We start from the raw sequence: 19,005 nt of genomic DNA on the forward strand, positions 1-19,005 counted from the left end.
CGACGGCCACCGGCTGACCACCGACGGCCGTGGCCGGCTGACGACGTGCGTCAGCCGGCTCACACGGCTGCTGGGCCGGTGGGGCCTAGAGAACGCCGGAGTCGGCGATGGTGATCTTGGCGCCGCCCTTGGGGGCGCCGCTGCCCGAGCCGAGCTTCTCGATCGCGGTGACCACGGCCAGGCTCTCCTCGTCGGAGACCTCGCCGAACACGACGTGCTTGCCGTCGAGCCACGGGGTGGCCACGGTGGTGATGAAGAACTGCGAGCCGTTGGTGCCCGGGCCCGCGTTGGCCATCGAGAGCTGGCCGGCCTTGGTGTGCTTGATCTGGAAGTTCTCGTCGGCGAAGGTCTCGCCGTAGATGCTCTTGCCACCCGTGCCGTTGCCCCGGGTGAAGTCGCCGCCCTGGAGCATGAACTGCGGGATGATGCGGTGGAAGGACGAGCCCTTGTAGCCGAAGCCGTGCTCGCCGGTCGCCAGCGCGCGGAAGTTCTCCGCCGTCTTGGGGGTGACGTCGTCGAACAGGTCGAAGTTGATCCGGCCCGCGGGCTCGCCGTTGATGGTGATGTCGAAGTAAACCTTGATCGTCATATCAGCCATTCTGACACTTGACGCCCTCGGAGGCCGACTCTTCGCCCCACCGGCGCCCGATCGGGCCCTGCGGGCGCCCCGCGCGGTCGCGGGAGCGCGGTGGTGAAGGCGTGCGCTCCGGGCGCGCGCCCGGACGGGTGCGGCGGCTCCCCGGAGCCCCCGGGACAGGCGTGCACGGCTCGTCCGGACCCTTTCGGGTGAACGCCGGGGGCCACCGAGTTCCCGGATCCGGAGCGGGCATCGTACACGTACCAGTTCGGCTCGCCGGAGCCCAGCGCAGGTCAAAGGGGAAGCCCGTGGCCGTCACCAACCTGACCGTTCTGGAAGGCAACCAGCCCACTCCCGAGACGTGGTTCAAGGACCCCGTCGACCTCAACCAGGGTGCCGGGGGTGCCTACCTCTACTTCGCCTTCGAGAAGGGCGGAGCCCTCTCCGACGTTCCCATCACCAACATCTACTTCGCGACCGGGGAGCACCCCACCGCACCGCCCGGCTACGAGCTGATCGGCGTGGACCTCAACAAGGGATCCGGCGGCGAGTACATCTGGACGTGCTACTCGCGGACCCCGGGCCCCGCTCCCATCCAGCACATGGTGGTCGTCTCCTCCGACAATCCGAATCCCGCCCCGCCCCAGGGCTTCACCCTCATCGCGGTGGACCTCAACAAGGGGGCCGGCGGGAAGTACATCTACCTGACCATCCGCAGGTAGCCGCCCGGGTGGTCCTGTCCGCCGGGTGAGGGGGTGGGCGTGCCGGATTTCCGGTGCGTCCGCCCCTTTTCGCTGCCTTCCTCCGGTTGCCCGCGACGGTTTCGCCCGGACGTTGGAATGATTCGGACGACCGGTTCGGTGCGGGCCGGACAAGGATTGTGTCCGAAGTGATGCCCGGTCAACTGTCCGGCTGAGAAGGAAAAACGGGAAGTCCCCCGGATGTAGCATCCGGGGGACCGGTTAAACAACCCGTCGACTGCCTGAGCCCTTTGATCTTGGCGGATTAAACCCAGGAAGCCGACATCGAGTGGCCGTTGCCGGCCGGGCCCGATTCCTCCGAGTCTACGCACCGCACGTGCGGTGCGGAGCCTCGGCGGGACGGTCCGGTCCGGTGACCGCCGGGAGGTGCACATGCTCACCTGCGAGACGACGACCGTGCCCGATCTGCCCCCCGACTTCCGCAAGGCCCTCCCCGGCACGTGGACGGCCCCGGCCAACGAGTACCGGACCCGCCTCGGCCAGTGGATGCAGCAAGTCCCGACCGGCGGCGCCTGGAAGTCCTTCGGGCCCGCGTTCGTGCTCTTCCTGATGCACGCCGCCCAGAAGGCCGACGCCGACGGCACCAACCTGCACCGCCCGCCCTCGAACGAGTGGTTCGCGCGTGCCTGCCGCACGTCCAAGGACTCCATCCCCCGCTTCTACCGCGCCGCCGCCGAGGCCGGGTTGATGGCGCTGGCCTTCGGGCCGACCGGCGCCCGGGTGCGGGGCTACGCGTGCGTGCTCCCGATCGGCGACGTCCCCAGGTGGGCGGCGGCGCTCGCGGTGCTGCGGGAGGACCCGCGCCGGGTGCGGCAGGAGCAGCGGCGGGCGGTAGCGGCCGCAGGGCCCGCAGCAGGGCCCGCAGCCGGGCCCGCGGCACCCGGCTCCGCACGTGCGGATCTGCCGCCCGTGCGGGTGCCTGCTCCGCGCAGCGCCGTACGTGCAGATCTCCCCGAGGGGGTGCCGAAGAAGACCGGCTCCGCACGTGCGGAGCCGGACAGGTCCGCAGGTGCCGGTGCGGAACTCCGCAGGTGCGGGCCCAACCAGGAAGTCGCTTACCAGGTAAGGAAGATGGCTGAGGTTGTAGGAGCCGTAACCACTCCGCGCGCGCAGGCGTTGTTGAGCGGTGAGGGCTCCGGCGGAAGGCCGGCCGGGCCCGTCCGTCCCGCAGAACCCGCAGAACCCGCAGATCCCGTCCTTCCCGCCGTTCCCGAAGATCAGGAGTCCGTCAGTGAACCGCGCCGCCAGGGCCAGGTGTCCGATCGCGCTCCTGCCGGGGCGGCCGCCCCGGCACCGCCCGCCGCCCCGCCGGGGCCCGTCCCGGCCGGATCCGTCCCGCCCGGTGCCGGGGATCCGCCGCAGTGGCTGCAGGCTGAGGTCATCCGGCCCGGCCTGCCCGGCTGGGACGACATGCGGGCCGGTATGCGGGCCGTCCGGGAGCGGGTCGGATTCGGGCGCGGCGGGCGGCGGCGATGAGCTCTCCCCGCCGCCCGGGTCTGCTGCCGTCGGTCGAAGTGCCGGGCATCTGCGTGCAGTTCGTGCTGCTCGACCCGGGCCGGATGGACGCGGGCGACTGGTGGTGGCACCGCTGCCCCGAGTGCGGCCTGCCGACCCAGGGCGGCGCGCAGGGCGCGATGTCCCACTGGTGCGCGCTGCACCCCGAGTTGGAGATTCCTGAGCTGGTGCCGGAGGCGATCCACCCGCCCGATGCCTTCGGTGGCATCGTCCGCGAGCCCTCCGCCGCAAGGCAGTTGAGGCTGTGGTGACCAGGTCAGGCGGGCCCGAGCAGGCGCACCCGGACGGCGGCCAGGTCGGCCGGGGGCAGACCGGCGGCGAGCAGGTGGGCGGCCGGTTCGAGACCGTCCAGGGTGGCGCGCAGGGCGCCGTCGGCGGTGGTGCCCTCGGCGTCCAGGACGGCGGCGATGGCGGCGTCCTCGTCGGGGCGGCCGAGCATCCCCCACAGCGGGCGCAGGTTGGGGCCGCTGGCCAGGTAGTCCGCGACGATCGCGCCCGGTTCGACGCCCGCGAGGGCGAGCAGCAGCAGGGCGGCCAGTCCGGTGCGGTCGCGGCCGGCGCCGCAGTGCACGACCACCCCGCCGGGCTTCGCCCGCGCGACGGCGGCGACCAGGGCGGCGGTGGCGTGCGGGCAGGCGTCCAGGTAGGGGCGCAGGGCGAGCGGGGTGCCGTCGAGGTCGCCCCAGCGCTGCCACCAGGCCGGGCCCGCGAGTTGGTCGAGCGGGATCCGGACGAGGTCGAGGCCCTCCGGCAGCGGGAGCAGCGGCTTGTACTCGGCCGCGTCGCGCAGGTCGACGACCGTCCGGACGCCGTGGGCCTGCAGGGCGTCCCAGCCCTCGGCGGTGAGCCGGTCGAGGTTGTCGGCGCGGACGACGGCGCCGCGCAGGGTGTAGCCGCCGTCCGTGGTGGGCAGGCCGCCGAGATCCCGGACGTTGAGGCAGCCGTCCCAGGTCAGGGCGCGTTCGTCGGTCGGCGTCGGTATCGCTGTCATCGGTTCCCCCCGTGGCCGGCGGGGGCGGTCGCCCCCTCTGATCAAGGACTCCCGGGACGGCCCGGTGGTTCCGGGGCGGGTGCCCGCAGGTCGCCCGCCGCCGCTTCCGGGGGCCGGTGGCCTACGGTTCGAAGACCCACAGTTCGCGGTCGAGCGTGTCCTGGCAGCGGACCAGCCGGAACCGTTCGTCGCCCGCCGACAGGAAGCCCTCGGCGACGCTCCGGAGCACCTGGTGGGCCACCCGGTCCGCCCTGGTCCAGGCGCCGGAGAGGACGAGCGCCTTGTCGACGAGTTCGGCGCGCTGGATGCGGGCGACCGAGGCGGTCAGCAGGGCGGCGTTGACGTCCTCCAGGTCGGCGCGGGCGAGGTACGTCTCGCTGCCGTCGTCGTGGGCCGGGTCGATCCGGCGCAGCAGCTCGGGCAGCGCGTAGTGCCGCACGGCGGCGACCGAGTCCTCGACGGCGACCTGCCAGCGCGGCCCGGGGAGCACCTCCCACCACACGTCGTCGCCGACCGGCAGCAGCTCGCCGATGCGGGCGCGCCAGGTCTCGATCCCGTACACGGCGCGCGGGTCGGGCCGCAGCCCGGGGAAGGCGGAGGCGGCCCAGTCCCGCTTGCTGACCAGGCTCAGGTCGAGGGTGTAGCGCACCCGGTCGTCGAGCGGGCGCCGGACGACGCCGACGGTCGCCCACCAGGCCTCGTCGGGGAGGCTGAAGGTGGTGCGCCACCCGGTGAGGCCCAGGGCGCGCAGGGCGGGCGCGAACTGCTCGCGCAGTGCCTGCGTCCAGAGCTCGTGGGTGTCTCTCATCACGTCTTCCCGGGTCGGCGGGGCATGCGGGGGTACGGCATGCGGGTCGGGGCGCCGGGCGGCAACGTGACGGAGGGGGACGAAGGCGGGCCGGGCCCGGGGCGTGTCGCCCGGGGGCGAGCAGGGGCCGGTCTTCGTGAGGAGTCCGTGGAGATCTGGTGTTGCTTCGGCTACTGACCAACGTAGGCGGGGGCCCGGCACCGGGGCTGCGGGCGAACGGCAGCGGCCTCCGGGACCTTGGGCCCGCCCGGCAGAGGGGTTTCGGCCCGCCGCCGTGACGCCGCGTTCACCACCGACCCGTACTCACCGGAATCGGGATGCCGCATGATGGGGCGAGTGCACAGTCCAGATCGCCCCGGCGCGGGCACCGACAGCGGTGTCGGCCCTCTTGAGGACCGTCCCGGCGGGCCCGGCGGGCCGAGTGGGGCCGCCGAGCCCCCAGCAGACCTCACGGCGGCCGTCCGGGCGGCCAAGGGCGGCGACGAGGAGGCCTTCCGGCAGCTGTTCCGCGCCGTCCAGCCCGGCCTCCTGCGCTACCTGCGGGCACTCGTCGGCGGCCGGCCCGCGGACACCCAGGACGCCGAGGACATCGCCTCCGAGACCTGGCTGCAGATCGCCCGCGACCTGCACACCTTCACCGGCGACGCGGACGGGTTCCGCGGCTGGGCCGCCACCGTCGCCCGCAACCGCGCCCTCGACCACCTGCGCAGCAGGCGCCGCCGCCCGGTCGCCGACCTGCCGCTGGAGTACCTCGCCGAACTCGCCGCCGGCGACGACACGGCGGGCAGTGCCCTCGCCACCGAGGGCACCGCCGACGCACTCGCACTGATCTCCCGGCTGCCGCGCGACCAGGCCGAGGCCGTCCTGCTGCGCGTCGTCATGCAACTGGACGCCGAGAGCGCCGCCCGGGTGCTCGGCAAACGCGCCGGCGCCGTCCGGATGGCCTCGCACCGGGGCCTGCGCGCCCTGGCCCGGCTGCTGGACCAGGAGGGTGGGGCCGGGGCCGGAATACCCCGCAGAGAACTCCTGAGAAGAATTCCTCCGCAGGGTGTGACAGAACCGCGGATCGCGACGCTGAAGGACATGAGATGAGCACCGACCGATCCCGCCGGATCGACCACGACACCGCCGAGCAGCTGCTCGGCGCTGCGGTGGCCGGCTCGCCGGGCGGTCAGGCCTCCCCCACCGGGCAGGACGAGGGCACCGGGCACGACGCCCTCGCCCGACTCCTCGCCGCCGCGGCCGCCCCGGCCGCAGTCGGCGAACTCCCCGGTGAGGCGGCGGCCCTGGCCGCGTTCCGGGCGGCTGCCCGTCCCGCCGCTGTTCCCGACCCTGCCCCTGCTCCCGCCGCACCGATCCGGAGACGACCGATGGCGACCGCCGCGCCGGCCAAGGCCTTCAGCGTGAAGGCTGCCGTTGTCGCGCTCCTGGCCAGCGCGCTCGGCGGGGTCGCCGTCGCGGCCGGTACCGGCAACCTGCCGTCGGCGCTCGGCGGCGGGCCCGATCCGGCCGGCCGGGCCGCCGCCCCGGTGGTCCCGGTCCCGGCGACCTCACCGGCCGCCGCCGAGCCGTCCGACCCGGTCACCGCGTCCGCCGCACCCACCGCCGCCCGTCCCGCCGCACCCTCGGCCCGGCCGTCGGCCCGGCCCTCGGGCCGCCCGGGCACCGGCAGTCCGTCGGCACCCGGCGGTGCCCGCGCCCAGGGCGGCGGCGAGGAGGACGAGGCGACCGGCGGCCCCGCCGACATCTCCGCGGTGCTCGTCCTCTGCCAGGACCTGGCCGACTCCGAGGACGTCGCCGCGGCCCTGCGCGCCCTGGCCGCCGAGCCGCGCTACGCCCCGCTGCTCAAGCTGGTCGGCACGCCGGAGAAGGTGAAGGGCTACTGCACGGCGGCCCTCGCCGGTGCGGCCGGCCCGGCCCGCCGGAACGGCGCCCCCGACCCCACCACCACGGCCGGTACCGGGGCGCAGCTCCCGGCCCCGGCCCCGACCGCCGGGCCGGGGGACCAGCCCGGACGGTCCGCCTCCGCCTCCGCCAGGAGGTAACCCCGATCCCCGGACGGGCGGTGGGTGAATCCCCCCGGACCCACCGCCTGTCCGGCCCCCTCGCAACACCCGCGCCACGGCCCGCCGGCTCCCGGGCCGCCCCCGCGGGCGCCTGCCTCCCGGCGGCGGACGGCTATCGTGCACAGGTGCGCGAGGCGACCAGGAGCCCTGGGCGCGAACTGTGAGGGGAGCGGTTCCAGGTGATCGGACGTGCGCTGAACGGGCGTTACGAGCTGGTGGAGATACTCGGCGTCGGCGGCATGGCCACCGTCTGGCGCGGGCTCGACCGGGTGCTGGGCCGTCAGGTGGCCGTCAAGGTGCTCAACGGCGGCCTCGCGGACGATCCCCGCTTCGCCGAACGGTTCGGCCGGGAGGCCCAGCACGCGGCGATGCTGGTGCACCCGCGGATCGCGATGGTCTTCGACTCGGGTGTCGACCAGGGCTCCCCGTACATCGTCATGGAGCTCGTCCAGGGCCGGTCGCTGAGCAGCCTGCTGGCAGAGCAGCCGGGGCTGCCGGTCGAGCGCGCGGTGGGCATCGGCGCGGCGGTCTGCGAGGCGCTGGAGGTGGCGCACGCGGCCGGTCTGGTGCACCGGGACATCAAGCCCGGCAACATCATGATCACGTACGACGGCGGGGTGAAGGTCGTCGACTTCGGCATCGCCCGGGCCGGATCCTCCGGCAGCGGGCTGACCCAGGCCGCCACCGTCCTCGGCACCGCCGCCTACCTCTCGCCCGAGCAGGCCACCGCCGCCGAGGTGGACGGCCGCTCCGACCTCTACGCGGTCGGCTGCGTGATGACGGAGATGCTCACCGGCGAGCCCCCGTTCACGGCCGACGCACCCGTGGCCATCGCCTTCAAGCACGTCACCGAACCGGCCCCGGCGCCCTCCGCCCGCCGCCCCGGCCTGCCGCCCGCGCTGGACGCGGTGGTGCTGCGGCTGCTCGCCAAGAATCCCGCCGACCGCCCGTACGACGCCGCCACCGCCCGCGCCGAACTCCTCGCCACCGTCCCCGCCGCGGGCGGCGACCGGACGACGGAACTGCTCGCCACCGCGCCGCCCGCCCAGGGCTTCCCGGCCCCGGACTTTCCGGCCCCGGACTTCCAGGCTCCGCACGGCTTCGCGCAGGAGCAGCACACCACCCTCCTGCCGCCCGTCCCCGCCGCTGCCGGGTACCCAGCGGCCGGGCCCGCCACCACGCTGATGCCGCCCGTCCCCGCCGCCGCCCAGACCGGCCACCGTCCGGGAGCCGCCCGGCCCGGCCGTCGCCGACGGCCGCTGCTGCTCGGGGCGCTGGGCGTGGCCGGACTGGCCGGGGTGGCGACACTCGCCGTCGTCGCCCTCGACGACGGGCCGTCGGCCGCCTCCCCGCCGCACGTCACGGGGAAGGCCTCCGCGAGCGCGAGCGCCGGCGTCTCGCCGTCCGCCGCCAGACCGGCACCCACCGCCACGGCTTCGCCCTCGCCCTCACCGACGCCCACCCGCGTCCAGGGGTCGGCCGCCGGGATCGCGGCCCTCCGCCAGATGGTGGCGCAGGCCCAGCTGCCCAAGGAGCGCGACCGGCAGAACGCCCTCCTGAAATCCCTGGACGACGCCTCCCAGGCGCTGGCCGGCCACCAGGAGTCCGACGCCGAGCAGGAGTTGAAGAACGCCCAGAAGATCGTCCGGGACCTCGCCAAGAAGCACGCCATCGACGCCGCCACCACCCTGAACTGGCAGGGCCGGCTGACCGTGCTGGTCAACGCCGTCCACCTCCAGGCGGCTGCCGCGGACGACGGGGACAGCTGAGCCCGTCAGCCGTCCCCGTCCGGGCCCTCGGAGGCGCGCCTGCCGCTCTCCACCCTGCTGCCGACCCGGCTGCGCACCCGGGAGCTGACGGTGCCCGCGGCGGTGGCCAGGAAGACGAAGTTGTAGAAGATCTGGACCGTCACCAGCAGCCGGGCCGTCTGACTGGTCGGTGCGATGTCCCCGTACCCGACGGTCGCCATCGTGACCACCGTGAAGTACAGCGCGTCCAGCCGGGTGTGCAGGCCGCTGAACTCGTGGTCCAGCGCGAAGTAGGTCGCGGAGAAGACCACCATCGAGAGCTCGATCAGGAACACCAGACCCACACCCGGCCGGCCGCCGGTCTGCGTCAGCATCTGCCACATCTTGCGCAGCAGCAGCCCGGCCAGCGCGGTGATGGCCGTCCCGAACATGATCCAGCTGAACACCGGCCGGTCGGGGCCGAAGGCGTCCAGCGGCAGGGTGAAGTAGGCGACCAGCAGCAGGACCAGGCCGCCGATCAGGAGGCCCCAGCTGCGGAGCGCGGCAGGGTTCCGCAGCTTCACGAGGCACCTTCCTGCTGCTGACGGGGGAGGGGCGGGGCGGGCCCGGCCACGGGCACGTCGCCCTCCAGCCTGCTGCCGCCCGCGCGCCGCCGCGCGGAGGGCTGCTCCGTTCGGGGCCGCCCGGCGCGTGGGCGGTGTCACCTGAACGGCCCTGTCACCTGAACGGCCCTGTCGCGTTGCCGCCGGACGGGTGCCCGGCAAGCGTGTGGGCTGGGCGGTGCCGCCCTCGGCCACGGGATCGTCCGCGGCCGGCCGAAGGTGACGAGCGACAGGAGCGGCCCCCATGGCCTACACCCCCAAGCCCGCGACGCCCGCGACGAGCACGGCCAACCGCGAGGCGGTCGCCCGGTACGACATGGACGACCGGCAGGACTTCACCGACGCCGAGCGCGGCTTCATAGCCCCGTTCCCGGACAAGCTGTACGCGGCGGACGGCCGGGTCATCTTCGACCAGGCCCGCTACGACTACATCGGCGACGACGTCCCGGCCCCGGACACCGTGCACCCGAGCCTGTGGCGGCAGTCCCAGCTGATCCGCAAGGGTGGCCTCTACAAGGTCGTCGACGGCGTCCACCAGGTCCGCAACAACGACATCGCCAACCTCACCGTCGTCGAGGGCGACACCGGCCTGGTGATCGTCGACTGCACGGCCTCGGTCGAGGCCGCGACCCAGGGCATGGCCATGATCCGCGAGCACGTCAGCGACAAGCCGGTCGCCGCCGTGATCTACACCCACACCCACATCGACCACTACGGCGGCGTCAAGGGCATCGTCAGCGCCGAGGACGTGGCCTCGGGGAGGGTGCCGATCATCGCCCCCGGCACCATCGCCTCCTTCGACAAGCACGCCATCGGCGAGAACGTCATCGCCGGCAACGCCATGTCGCGCCGTGCCGGGTACGCCTTCAACAGCCTCCTCGACCAGAACGCCACCGGCTGCGTCACCTGCGGCATCGGCATCGGTACCGTCCCCGGGGTCACGGTCTCGTACATCTCGCCGACCGACCCGGTCACCGAGACCGGCACCAGACGGGACCTCGGCGGGCTGGAGTTCGAGTTCCTCTACGCCCCGGACACCGAGGCCCCGGAGGAGATGCACATCTGGATCCCCCAACTCGGCGCGCTGACCTGCGCCGAGAACGCCAACCACTCCCTGCACAACATCCAGACCCTGCGCGGCGCCCGCACCCGCGACGCCCGCAACTTCGCCCGCTACCTGGACGAGACCCTGCAGCGGTGGGGCGACGACGTCCAGGTGCACTACGGCCCGCACACCTGGCCGGTCTGGGAGAACACCGCCGTCACCTCCTTCCTGGAGTCCCAGCGCGACACCTACAAGTACATCCACGACCAGGCCCTGCGGCTGGCCAACAAGGGCTGGACGCCGCTGGAGGCCGCCGAGGTGATCGAGCTGCCCGAGGAGCTCGGCCGCAAGTGGTTCAATCGCGGCTACCACGGCACGCTCCACCACGACGTGCGCGCCGTGTTCACCAAGGAACTCGGGATGTGGGACGGCGACCCGGTCTCCCTGCACCCGCACCCGCCGGTCGAGACCGCCGAGCGGTTCGTGGCCCTGATCGGGGCGGAGCAGATCATGGCCGAGGGCCGGCGCGCGATCGAAGCCGCCGACTACCGCTGGGCCGTGCAGATCCTGCACACCCTGGTCTTCGCCCAGCCCGGCCACCAGGCGGCCCGCGACCTCCAGGCCGACGCCTACGAGCAGATGGGCTACCAGGCCGAGGGCCCGCAGTGGCGCGGCATCCTGCTGACCGCCGCCCGCGAACTGCGCGAGGGTGTCCAGCCCGCCTCGTTCGCCACCGCCAGCCCCGACACGATCCTCGCGATGCCGATCGACATCCTCTTCGACTTCGCCGCCGTGCACCTGATCGGCGACAGGGCGGCGACGGCGGAGCTGCGCATCGACTTCCACTTCACCGACCTCGACGAGACCTGGACGATGTGGATCGCCCGCGGCGTGCTCAACGCCCGGCGCGGGGCGTCGCCGGACACCCTGCTCACCGTCTCCGGCCCCAAGGCCGCCCTGGTCGGTGTGCTGCTCAAGCCCGCCGGTGCGGCGGCGCTCGCCGCGTCCGGCGCGATCACCCTGGACGGGGACGACCTGGTGCTGCAGACGCTGGCCGGTCTGCTGGACGACTTCGACCCCGACTTCGGCATCGTCACGCCCTGAGGGGCGGCGGGGCCGTCAGTTATGAGTCGGCTGCGGCGAAGGCCCTGGCGGAGGCGTTCTCCTGGGCGAGCCGGCGCAGGGCGGTGATCAGCGCGTCGCCGAGGACGGTGCCCAGGACGGCGCCCTCGACCAGGCTGTCCGGGTCGGGCCGCCGGCCGACGGCGGCGACCTCGGCGACGGCCAGCCGCTCCGCGGCGGCGGCGTAGTCGTCGAGCAGCACGAGCAGGTCGGCCTGCCCCAGGTCGTGGTAGGTGAGGACGATCCGGGCGAGCGACTCCCGGGCCGGACTGCCGGGCTCGACCTGCCAGCCGCGGTCGGCGATCAGCCGGTCGGCGAGCTGCTGTGCCTCCCGCAGGTCGGCGGAGCCGTCGTCGGCGGGGACGGGCGGGGTGAGGGCCTGCTGGGCGATGCCCAGCACCTCGTGCAGGGAGCTGTCCGGCGCGTCGACGGAGTCGAGCACCGTCCGGGTGGCGGCGATGGAGAGCTTGCCGACGTCGAGCAGGGCGCGGACGAGCTTGAGCCGGCGGACGTGGCCGTCGCCGTACTGGGCCTGGTTGGGGCTGGTCAGCTCGCCGGGGTGGAGCAGCCCCTCGCGCAGGTAGTACTTGATCGTCGGCACCGGGACGCCCGTCCGGGTGCTCAGCGCTCCGATGCGCATCGGCTCTCCTCCTGCTCCGGCCCTGTCCCGGTCCCGCCTCGGCGGATTATGGATAGCTTACATCTCCACTCCGCTCCGACGGCCGGGCAGCGGCGGGCGGGGGGCGGGCCGTTGCTCCCGCCCCAGCCCGCCCCAGCCCGCCGCAGGGTCAGCCCAGGACGGCCGGCAGCGTCAGGTGGCCGTTGGAGATGAAGGACTCCACCGGGCGCAGCCCCTCGGCCGGTTCGGCCAGCGCGAGGCCCGGGAAGCGGTCGAACAGCTTCGGCAGGGCGATCTCCGCCTCCATCCGGGCCAGCGGCGCGCCCAGGCAGAAGTGCGCGCCGTGGCCGAACGCCAGGTGCTCCTTGTTCGTCCGGGTCACGTCGAAGACGTCCGCGTCCGCCCCGTGCACCGCCCGGTCGCGCCCGGCGGCGGCGTACGCGGCGAGGATCGCCTCGCCCTTGCGGATCAGCACGTCGCCGGCCTGGATGTCCTCGACCGCATAGCGCAGCGGCAGGCTGGCCACGGGCGAGCGCAGCCGCAGCACCTCCTCGATCACGTCGTTCCAGGAGGCGCGGCCCGCTCGGACGTGCGCCAGCTGCTCCGGGTGCGTCAGCAGCAGGTGGATGGCGTTGTCGAGCAGGTTGACGGTGGTCTCGTGGCCCGCGCTCAGCACCAGCAGCAGGGTGTCCACCAGCTCGCTCTCACTGAGCCTGGCGGCGCCCGACTCACCCTCGGCGGCCTCCGCCTCCGCGTCCTCGTCGCGGACCGAGAGCAGCACGCTGGTCAGGTCGTCCCCCGGCTCCTTGCGCTTGAGGGCGACGAGCTCGGTCAGGATGCCGTACACGGCGACGACGTTGGCCTGCGCCTCCTCGGGCGTCGCGTTGGTGTTGAAGATGCCGTCCACGCAGGCCCGCAGGGCCGGGTGGGTCTCCTCCGGCACGCCGAACAGCTCGCAGATCACCTGGATCGGCACCGGGTACGCGTACCCCTCGCGCAGGTCGACCTGCTGCCCGGCGGGGACGGCGGCCAGCCCGTCGATCAGGTCGGCGGTGATCTGCTCGATCCGCGGCCGGAGCGCCTCGGTGCGGCGCGCGGTGAAGGCACTGGCGACGAGCCTGCGCAGCCGCCGGTGCTCCGTGCCGTACGCGGTGAACATGTTCTCCACGGCGACCCAGAGGTTCAGCGACCAGTCCTCCGGGATCTCACCGTTGATGAACGCCGTCCAGTGCTGTCGGGCGCTCTTGGAGACCCGCGGGTCGGTGAGCAGCTGCTTCAGCAGCTCCTGGCTGCCTACCGACCACGCAACCACGCCGCCAGGGAGCTCAACCTGCGCCACCGGCCCGTCCCGGTGGATGAGTTCGGCCTCCCCGTGGATGTCGCTGCCGGTCGGGTCGAGGGCGTAGGGGCAGGAAGCGGCGGAAGCGGCTGAAGGGGCTGCCATGTGGTCTCTCCTGTGTTCTCGGCTGGACGTCCGGGTGCGGCGCTGTGCGGTACGGCGCTGTGCTGTGCGGCGATGCCAGAAGCAGCGGTGCCTGGAGCTGCGGTACGGGTGTCGGCGGGCGCGGGTGCCGTTTCGGCGGCCACCGCGACAGGGGGGAAGCGGACGGGCAGGGCAGCCAGTGCCCGGTGGAACGGGCCGGGGCGCCAGGGCAGTTCCTCGGCCGGCACGGACAGTTCGAGATCCGGCAGGCGGTCCAGCAGCTTCTCGACGGCGACGGTCGCGATCAGCCGGGCCGGGCTCTGCGCGGGGCAGGCGTGCGGGCCCGCGCTCCAGGCCAGGTGGGCGCGGTTGCCGGTGCGGTGCTCGGCGGTCAGCGCCGGGTCGGTGTTGGCGGCCGAGAAGCTGATCACCACCGGGTCGCCCTCCGGCAGCCGTACGCCCGCGAGTTCGACGTCCCGGACGGGGAAGTGCACCGCGTAGTTGGCCATCGGCGGGTCCGTCCAGAGCACCTCGTCGAGGGCGTCGTCGACCGGCAGGGTGCCGCCGGCCAGGCTGCCCGCGAACCGGTCGTCGGACAGCAGCAGCCGCAACGCGTTGGTGATCAGGTTGAGTTGGGGCTCGGTGCCGGCGCCCATCAGCAGCACGAGCTGGTGCAGCATCTCCTCGTCGGTCAGCCGGGCCGGGTGGGCCATCAGCCAGGAGGTGATGTCGGCCCCGGGCCGGGTGCGCTTGAGGGCGACCAGCTCCAGCATGCAGGCGGTGAGCTCCTGGTTGGCCCGCTCGGCGTCGACCCCGTCGAAGATCCCGGACATCCCGGCGACCAGCCGGTTGCCGAACTCGGCCGGGGAGCCGAAGAGTTCGTTGAAGACCAGGAGCGGCAGCGTGCGCGCGTAGTCGGCGACCAGGTCGGCCTCGCCGAGCCCGGCGAACCGGTCGATCAGCAGGTCGGCACTGCGCTCGACGTACCCGCGCAGGGCGACCGGGTCCACCTGATCCAGGCTGTCGTTGATGGCGCTGCGCAGCCGGGCGTGCTCGGCGCCGTCCGTGAGCAGGGCGTTCGGCCGGGGCGCCATCATCGGCAGCGCCGGGCTGTCCGGGGCGATCGCGCCGTTGTTGAGGTCCCTCCACCGCCGCGCGTCCTTGGAGAAGGTCTCCGGGGTCCGCAGCACGTCCAGCGCGGCGGCGTACGAGGTGACCAGGGTCGCCCGCACCCCCGGGTACAGCTCGACCGGGGCGGCGGCGCCGTACTGCCGCAGGTGTTCGTAGACCGCGTTCGGGTCGGTGGCGAACTCCTTGTCGTACAGGGGGAATCCGTAGGCGGGCGGAGTGCCGTCGCCGGCGTGCGCCGGGCAGCCCGGGGGAGGGGCGGGGTGGGTCACGCTGGCTCCAGTTCGGTGGGGTCCTCGACGCGGTCGTGGAGGTACTCGACGAGCGTGACCAGGGCGCGGGTCGCCGATGCGGCGTTCCGGGCGTCGCAGCTGACCAGCGGCGTGTCCGGCAGCAGGTCGAGTGCCTCGCGCAGCTCGTCCTCGGCGAACTCCGGTGCGCCGTCGAAGCGGTTGACGGCGACGGCGTACGGCAGGTCGTGCTCCTCCAGCAGGTCCATCACGGCGAAGGACTGCTCCAGCCGGCGGGTGTCGGTCAGCACGAGGGCGCCGAGCGCGCCGTACGCCATGTCCCGCCAGAGCGGGGTGAAGCGCTGCTGCCCGGGGGCGCCGAACAGGTAGAGCACCATGCTGTCGCTGAGGGTGAGCCGGCCGAAGTCCAGGGCCACGGTGGTGGTGTCCTTGCCGTGCACTCCCGCCAGATCGTCGACCAGGGCGCCGGCCTGGGTCATCCGCTCCTCGGTGCGCAGCGGCGGGATCTCGGAGAGGGTGCCGACGAAGGTGGTCTTGCCGACCGCGAAGTGGCCGACGACCAGGAGTTTGACTGCCGTGCGCACGGTCGGTGCGAGGTAGATGTCAGAGGCGGGCCCGGAGGCCATGCAGTACCTCCCGCAGGAGCTGGGATTCGGGGAGCGGGGTGCGCGGTACGGCAGCCCGGGTGATGATGTGGCCGCTGTCGACGAGGTCGCCGAGCAGCACTTTGGTGACGCTGACCGGCAGGTGCAGGTGGCCGGCCACCTCGGCGACCGAGAGGGCGCCGGCCAGGCAGAGTCCGACGATCCGGCGCGGCTCGGGGCCGAGGCCGGCGAGCGGCCGGTCCGGCATCGCGCTGACCAGGGTGATCAGGTCGAAGGTGTTGCGGCTGGGGTGCGACCGGCCGTCGGTCACCACGTACGGCCGGACCAGCCCCTGGCCGCGCCGGGGTGTGCTCATGCCCGGCTGCCGACGTCGGTGCGCGGGGGGCTGGTGAGTTCCTTGCCGAGGCGGTCGACCAGCTTCTGCATCCGGTAGCTGACGGCCTCCATGTCGACGGCCTCGCTCGCGGACACCGCGAGGTAGGCGCCCGGTCCGGCCGCGACCAGGAAGACGTAGCCGTCGGCGAACTCGATCAGGGTCTGCCGCCAGGGGGTTCCCTCGCGGCCCGCGAAGCCGGAGGTCGAGCGGCTGATCGACTGGAGCCCGGAGAGGGCGGCGGCCTGGCGGTCGGCCTCGTCGCGGGAGATGCCGCGGGAGTGCGCGCGCAGGATGCCGTCGGCGGACAGCAGGATGGCGTGGCGGGCTTCGGGCACCAGCAGGACGTCGTCGAGCATCCACCCGAGTTCGTTGTTCAGGTGGCTGTTGAGGGGGCTGTTCATGCCTGGTCGGTCCCTTCGGGGTCGTGGGTGGCCGCGCGGCCCGCCCGGGTGCCGCGGGCGAAGGCGCCCATCCGGCGTGCGATGTCTTCGGCGGAGCGCCCCCACGCGGCCTCCCAGTCGGCCTCGGCCCCGAGCTGGTCGCCCGCCGGCCCGGCCGGCACCGGGGCCGACCGCTCTGCCGCGTCCGGCCGGTCGTCGGCGCCCGCGCTGCGCCGGCGGCGCTTGGGGAGGCCGCCGGCGGTGTGCTGCAGCGGCCCCGGCGTGGAGGCGACGGCGGAGCCGGGCGCGGGCGCCGCAGGACCGGGCACGTGCGCGGGCGCGGGCGCGTGGGCCGCAGCCGGTTCGGCCTCCGGTTCGGGCTGGGTGAGCAGCGCGCTCGGCAGGAACAGCACGGCGCGCACCCCGCCGTACGGCGAGCGGGTGTCGACGGAGACGCTGAAGCCGTAGCGGGCGGCGAGCACGCCGATCACGGCGAACCCGAACTGCGGCGGGTCGCCGAGCCGGGTGACGTCCACTTCCTGTTCGCCGGAGAGCAGTTGGCCGGCCCGCTGGACCTCGCGGGCGTCCATGCCGACCCCGGCGTCGTCGATCACGATGCAGGCGCCGTTGTGGGCCGTCTGCAGGTTGACCTCGACGCTGGTGTTGGGCTGCGAGTGCCGGGCCGCGTTGTCGAGCAGTTCGGCGACGGCGAGGACGACCGGCTCCACCGCCCGGCTGACGACGGCGAGTTCGAGCTGGGTGCGGATCTGGACCCGGCGGTAGTCGCGGACCCGGGACTTCGCGCCGCGCACCACGTCGGAGAGCGGGGAGACCCGGCGCTGGCGGCCCGGCCAGGAGCCGCACAGCACGGCGATGGCCTGCGCACGGCGCCCGAACTGGGAGTTGGCGTGGTCGATCTCCAGCAGGTCGCGCAGCACGGCGGGGTCGTCGTGGCGGTCCTGCATGTCGGAGATGGAGAGCTGCTGTTCGTTGGCCAGACCCTGGAGGGCGCGGACGGCGCCCTTGAGGGCGGCCTTCGCGGACTGGTCGGCCCGGCCCCTGGCCCGTCCGGCGGCGGTCGTGCACTGGTCGAGCACGCTCTGCAGGTGCTGGGCGAAGTCCGTTCCGGCCAGTCGCTGGTCGCCGGGAACGGTGGCGCCGTGCGGTCCGCCCCGGGCTCCGTGCTGTCCGGCGGCGACCGCCGGGAGGTGCACGGTGGCCAGCAGCCGGGCTTCCTCGTCCCGGGCGCGGACGGCGCCTTCCAGGCGGTCGACCCGCTCGCCGAGGGCGCGTGCCCGCCGCCGCTGTTTGAGCAGGAGGACGACGGCGAGGACGGCACCGGCGGCCAGGAACAACGAGGCCGCGTCCGGTATGTGTGGGGTCATCAGATCCTCGTGGCGGGAGATCGTCCGCCGGTGGGTGACAGGCCTCGGACATCCTAGACGGACCGACCACGCATTGTCAGAGGATCATCTCGTATGGTGATCTGATGAACATTTCGGTAATGAATCGTCAGGCAGCTTTGTGCGCAAAGGAGTCGTCGTCCGGAGTCGCCCGGTTCGTCCAGGACTTCGAGGATGCCGAGGGCCGCCGCCACCGCCACGGCCAGCCAGATCGCCACCACCGCCGTCGGGTAGCTCCACAGCAGGAAGACCAGCACGGCCGCCCCGACCACCGCCCAGCCGAGCCAGGCCTTCCAGCGGTGGACGAACCGTCCGACCGGGCCCAGCCGCAGCCCGGTCCGCTCCAAGGTGCTCCGCACGGCGCCGAAGCCGGCCTGCCACACGCCCCGGACCAGGGTGGCCGCGCGCCCCGTGCCGCTCAGCCAGGCACCGGTCGCGATCAGCAGGCCCAGCACGACCACCGTCCGGACGGCCGCGCGCAGGAAGTGCACCAGCGCGTCGTACACCGCCGAGGCCGCGGCCTGGTCGACTCCCGAGGGCAGCCGGTCGAGGTAGACGGCCCGGAAGACGCTCAGCCCCGTACCCAACAGCAGGGCGCCGGCCGCCATCCCCAGCGCGGCGGTCACCGCCGCCCGCCGCCGCCGGCCGGCCGCCAGCACCCCGCCCACCGCGCACAGCACCGCGGCGACGGCCGGCCAGCCGCCGGCCAGCTCCAGCGCCCGCAGGCCCGTCCGGACCCTGCCGATGCTGTCGGACTCGACCAGCGTGAAGTCGGTGTGCACCTCGGGGATCTTCGAGGCGAACGGCAGCCCCTGGGCCACCAGGCGGGTCTTCACCTGGGCGATGACCGGAGCGAGGTCCAGGGTGACGGTGTCGTTCTTCACCTGGACGGCCCCACCGCCTTCGCCGGTGATCATCCGTTGGACGGCCGCGTGCGCCGACCGGTTGACCTCGATCCAGGCGGCGGAGAACGTGTCACTGGCCACCGCACTCTCCACCTGGGAGCGGACGAAGCCGGTCAACCCGCTGTTGATCGCGCCGCCGACCTGCCCGATCAGGGCGTCCAGCAGCGGGCGGTCCCCCGGGGCGATGTTGCTGATCAGGGCGTCCACCGGCAGGTTGGACATGATCTCGTCCGTCACCCGGTTGGTCACGGCGGCCTGTACGGCCGGGTCCTGGGCGAGCGGCCCCACCGTGGCGAGGTAGCGGTCGGTGTCGGCGACCTGCGACTTCGCCCAGAGGCCGACGATCCCCACCGGCGTCAGGAGGCAGGCCAGCAGCACGAGCAGTACGGCGAGGAGCGACCGGGCGCGGTGCCGGCGCGGCGCCCCGACCGCCTCGTGGTCCTCCAGGGCGGTGAGCCGTCGGCGCAGCTCGGCGAGGTCGGGCTCGGGCTCGGGCTCGGGCGGTCCGGCGGGGGCGGGCCCGTCCTGCGGCGGAACGCTGCTCGGCATCCGTACCTCCGGTCGCGGCCCCGCACGGCGGCAGGGCGGTGCATACCAGGAGATAACGGATCAATCCGTCCAGCCACCCGAGTGGCGGCGCCGAGCGGTGACGCAGCGGAGCCCGCGGCCCGTCAGATGAC

The 19,005-nt window shown here is 73.8% G+C and carries 19 protein-coding genes; 7 read left to right on the top strand and 12 right to left on the bottom strand.

From position 1 onward, the window contains the following. Positions 1-85 precede the first annotated feature (85 nt). On the bottom strand, positions 86-589 hold the full coding sequence (locus ACFUK0_RS09320) for a peptidylprolyl isomerase (RefSeq protein WP_380247845.1): 504 nt from the start codon (positions 587-589) through the stop codon (positions 86-88). Between the two features lie 296 nt (positions 590-885). Here ACFUK0_RS09320 and ACFUK0_RS09325 point away from each other — a divergent pair, with 296 nt between their 5' ends. From ACFUK0_RS09325 to ACFUK0_RS09335, 3 genes are all read left to right on the top strand, one after another. Next, the gene (locus tag ACFUK0_RS09325) at positions 886-1,299 is read left to right on the top strand and encodes a hypothetical protein (RefSeq protein ID WP_380247847.1); all 414 of its coding nucleotides are present in this window, start codon (positions 886-888) and stop codon (positions 1,297-1,299) included. 411 nt (positions 1,300-1,710) lie between these two features. Then, positions 1,711-2,814: a hypothetical protein gene (locus tag ACFUK0_RS09330; RefSeq protein WP_380247849.1), complete on the top strand. Its 1,104-nt coding sequence runs from the start codon at positions 1,711-1,713 to the stop codon at positions 2,812-2,814. Next, positions 2,811-3,104, top strand: a complete 294-nt coding sequence (locus ACFUK0_RS09335) for a hypothetical protein (protein WP_380247851.1) — start codon at positions 2,811-2,813, stop codon at positions 3,102-3,104. The genes ACFUK0_RS09330 and ACFUK0_RS09335 overlap by 4 nt, the downstream gene beginning before the upstream one ends. Before the next feature lie 5 nt (positions 3,105-3,109). Here ACFUK0_RS09335 and ACFUK0_RS09340 read toward each other — a convergent pair whose 3' ends face one another. Both ACFUK0_RS09340 and ACFUK0_RS09345 read right to left on the bottom strand, forming a co-directional pair. Then, positions 3,110-3,844 (bottom strand): tyrosine-protein phosphatase, encoded by a 735-nt coding sequence (locus ACFUK0_RS09340; protein ID WP_380247852.1) that lies wholly within the window; start codon positions 3,842-3,844, stop codon positions 3,110-3,112. 121 nt (positions 3,845-3,965) lie between these two features. Further along, entirely contained in the window at positions 3,966-4,652 is a 687-nt protein-coding gene (locus tag ACFUK0_RS09345) for a hypothetical protein (protein ID WP_380247854.1), read from the bottom strand. 327 nt (positions 4,653-4,979) lie between these two features. Here ACFUK0_RS09345 and ACFUK0_RS09350 point away from each other — a divergent pair, with 327 nt between their 5' ends. From ACFUK0_RS09350 to ACFUK0_RS09360, 3 genes are all read left to right on the top strand, one after another. Further along, entirely contained in the window at positions 4,980-5,744 is a 765-nt protein-coding gene (locus ACFUK0_RS09350; RefSeq protein WP_380247884.1) for an RNA polymerase sigma factor, read from the top strand. Further along, positions 5,741-6,697: a hypothetical protein gene (locus ACFUK0_RS09355; protein ID WP_380247856.1), complete on the top strand. Its 957-nt coding sequence runs from the start codon at positions 5,741-5,743 to the stop codon at positions 6,695-6,697. The genes ACFUK0_RS09350 and ACFUK0_RS09355 overlap by 4 nt, the downstream gene beginning before the upstream one ends. A gap of 200 nt (positions 6,698-6,897) precedes the next feature. After that, a complete protein-coding gene (locus ACFUK0_RS09360; RefSeq protein WP_380247858.1) occupies positions 6,898-8,487 on the top strand; it encodes a protein kinase in 1,590 nt (529 codons plus the stop codon). 5 nt (positions 8,488-8,492) lie between these two features. Here the strand turns inward: ACFUK0_RS09360 and ACFUK0_RS09365 are convergent, their stop codons facing one another. Next, on the bottom strand, positions 8,493-9,029 hold the full coding sequence (locus ACFUK0_RS09365; protein WP_380247859.1) for a potassium channel family protein: 537 nt from the start codon (positions 9,027-9,029) through the stop codon (positions 8,493-8,495). 283 nt (positions 9,030-9,312) lie between these two features. Here ACFUK0_RS09365 and ACFUK0_RS09370 point away from each other — a divergent pair, with 283 nt between their 5' ends. Further along, positions 9,313-11,217 carry an alkyl/aryl-sulfatase gene (locus ACFUK0_RS09370; protein WP_380247861.1) on the top strand — a complete coding sequence of 635 codons (1,905 nt, stop codon included), beginning with the start codon at positions 9,313-9,315 and terminating at the stop codon, positions 11,215-11,217. Positions 11,218-11,236: 19 nt separating this feature from the next. On the opposite strand, the gene ACFUK0_RS09375 is transcribed toward ACFUK0_RS09370, so the two are convergent. The 8 genes from ACFUK0_RS09375 to ACFUK0_RS09410 all read right to left on the bottom strand — a co-directional run bounded on the left by ACFUK0_RS09375 (position 11,237) and on the right by ACFUK0_RS09410 (position 18,874). Beyond that, a complete protein-coding gene (locus ACFUK0_RS09375) occupies positions 11,237-11,875 on the bottom strand; it encodes a MerR family transcriptional regulator (protein WP_380247863.1) in 639 nt (212 codons plus the stop codon). A 148-nt stretch (positions 11,876-12,023) separates the two neighbouring features. Continuing rightward, positions 12,024-13,166, bottom strand: a complete 1,143-nt coding sequence (locus tag ACFUK0_RS09380) for a cytochrome P450 (RefSeq protein WP_380247865.1) — start codon at positions 13,164-13,166, stop codon at positions 12,024-12,026. After that, positions 13,148-14,677, bottom strand: a complete 1,530-nt coding sequence (locus ACFUK0_RS09385; RefSeq protein ID WP_380247867.1) for a cytochrome P450 — start codon at positions 14,675-14,677, stop codon at positions 13,148-13,150. Before ACFUK0_RS09385 ends, ACFUK0_RS09380 begins: the two co-directional genes overlap by 19 nt. Next, entirely contained in the window at positions 14,674-15,282 is a 609-nt protein-coding gene (locus tag ACFUK0_RS09390; RefSeq protein ID WP_380247869.1) for an ATP/GTP-binding protein, read from the bottom strand. Before ACFUK0_RS09390 ends, ACFUK0_RS09385 begins: the two co-directional genes overlap by 4 nt. Next, a complete protein-coding gene (locus tag ACFUK0_RS09395) occupies positions 15,260-15,616 on the bottom strand; it encodes a DUF742 domain-containing protein (protein WP_380247871.1) in 357 nt (118 codons plus the stop codon). Before ACFUK0_RS09395 ends, ACFUK0_RS09390 begins: the two co-directional genes overlap by 23 nt. Then, a complete protein-coding gene (locus ACFUK0_RS09400) occupies positions 15,613-16,038 on the bottom strand; it encodes a roadblock/LC7 domain-containing protein (RefSeq protein ID WP_380247873.1) in 426 nt (141 codons plus the stop codon). Before ACFUK0_RS09400 ends, ACFUK0_RS09395 begins: the two co-directional genes overlap by 4 nt. After that, entirely contained in the window at positions 16,035-17,402 is a 1,368-nt protein-coding gene (locus tag ACFUK0_RS09405; protein ID WP_380247874.1) for an ATP-binding protein, read from the bottom strand. Before ACFUK0_RS09405 ends, ACFUK0_RS09400 begins: the two co-directional genes overlap by 4 nt. Positions 17,403-17,455: 53 nt before the next feature. Beyond that, entirely contained in the window at positions 17,456-18,874 is a 1,419-nt protein-coding gene (locus tag ACFUK0_RS09410; protein ID WP_380247876.1) for a hypothetical protein, read from the bottom strand. Positions 18,875-19,005: the final 131 nt, after the last annotated feature.

This window comes from Kitasatospora sp. NPDC057223 (assembly GCF_042669755.1).
Classification (GTDB): Bacteria; Actinomycetota; Actinomycetes; order Streptomycetales; family Streptomycetaceae; genus Kitasatospora.

Bases quoted from the DNA above. Each gene is read 5' to 3' on its own strand.
- ACFUK0_RS09375 (WP_380247863.1), bottom strand. From the start codon at position 11,875: ATGCGCATCGGAGCGCTGAGCACCCGGACGGGCGTCCCGGTGCCGACG.
- ACFUK0_RS09350 (WP_380247884.1), top strand. From the start codon at position 4,980: ATGGGGCGAGTGCACAGTCCAGATCGCCCCGGCGCGGGCACCGACAGC.
- ACFUK0_RS09390 (WP_380247869.1), bottom strand. From the start codon at position 15,282: ATGGCCTCCGGGCCCGCCTCTGACATCTACCTCGCACCGACCGTGCGC.
- ACFUK0_RS09355 (WP_380247856.1), top strand. From the start codon at position 5,741: ATGAGCACCGACCGATCCCGCCGGATCGACCACGACACCGCCGAGCAG.
- ACFUK0_RS09370 (WP_380247861.1), top strand. From the start codon at position 9,313: ATGGCCTACACCCCCAAGCCCGCGACGCCCGCGACGAGCACGGCCAAC.
- ACFUK0_RS09340 (WP_380247852.1), bottom strand. From the start codon at position 3,844: ATGACAGCGATACCGACGCCGACCGACGAACGCGCCCTGACCTGGGAC.
- ACFUK0_RS09330 (WP_380247849.1), top strand. From the start codon at position 1,711: ATGCTCACCTGCGAGACGACGACCGTGCCCGATCTGCCCCCCGACTTC.
- ACFUK0_RS09395 (WP_380247871.1), bottom strand. From the start codon at position 15,616: ATGAGCACACCCCGGCGCGGCCAGGGGCTGGTCCGGCCGTACGTGGTG.
- ACFUK0_RS09320 (WP_380247845.1), bottom strand. From the start codon at position 589: ATGACGATCAAGGTTTACTTCGACATCACCATCAACGGCGAGCCCGCG.
- ACFUK0_RS09400 (WP_380247873.1), bottom strand. From the start codon at position 16,038: ATGAACAGCCCCCTCAACAGCCACCTGAACAACGAACTCGGGTGGATG.
- ACFUK0_RS09410 (WP_380247876.1), bottom strand. From the start codon at position 18,874: ATGCCGAGCAGCGTTCCGCCGCAGGACGGGCCCGCCCCCGCCGGACCG.
- ACFUK0_RS09335 (WP_380247851.1), top strand. From the start codon at position 2,811: ATGAGCTCTCCCCGCCGCCCGGGTCTGCTGCCGTCGGTCGAAGTGCCG.
- ACFUK0_RS09345 (WP_380247854.1), bottom strand. From the start codon at position 4,652: ATGAGAGACACCCACGAGCTCTGGACGCAGGCACTGCGCGAGCAGTTC.
- ACFUK0_RS09405 (WP_380247874.1), bottom strand. From the start codon at position 17,402: ATGACCCCACACATACCGGACGCGGCCTCGTTGTTCCTGGCCGCCGGT.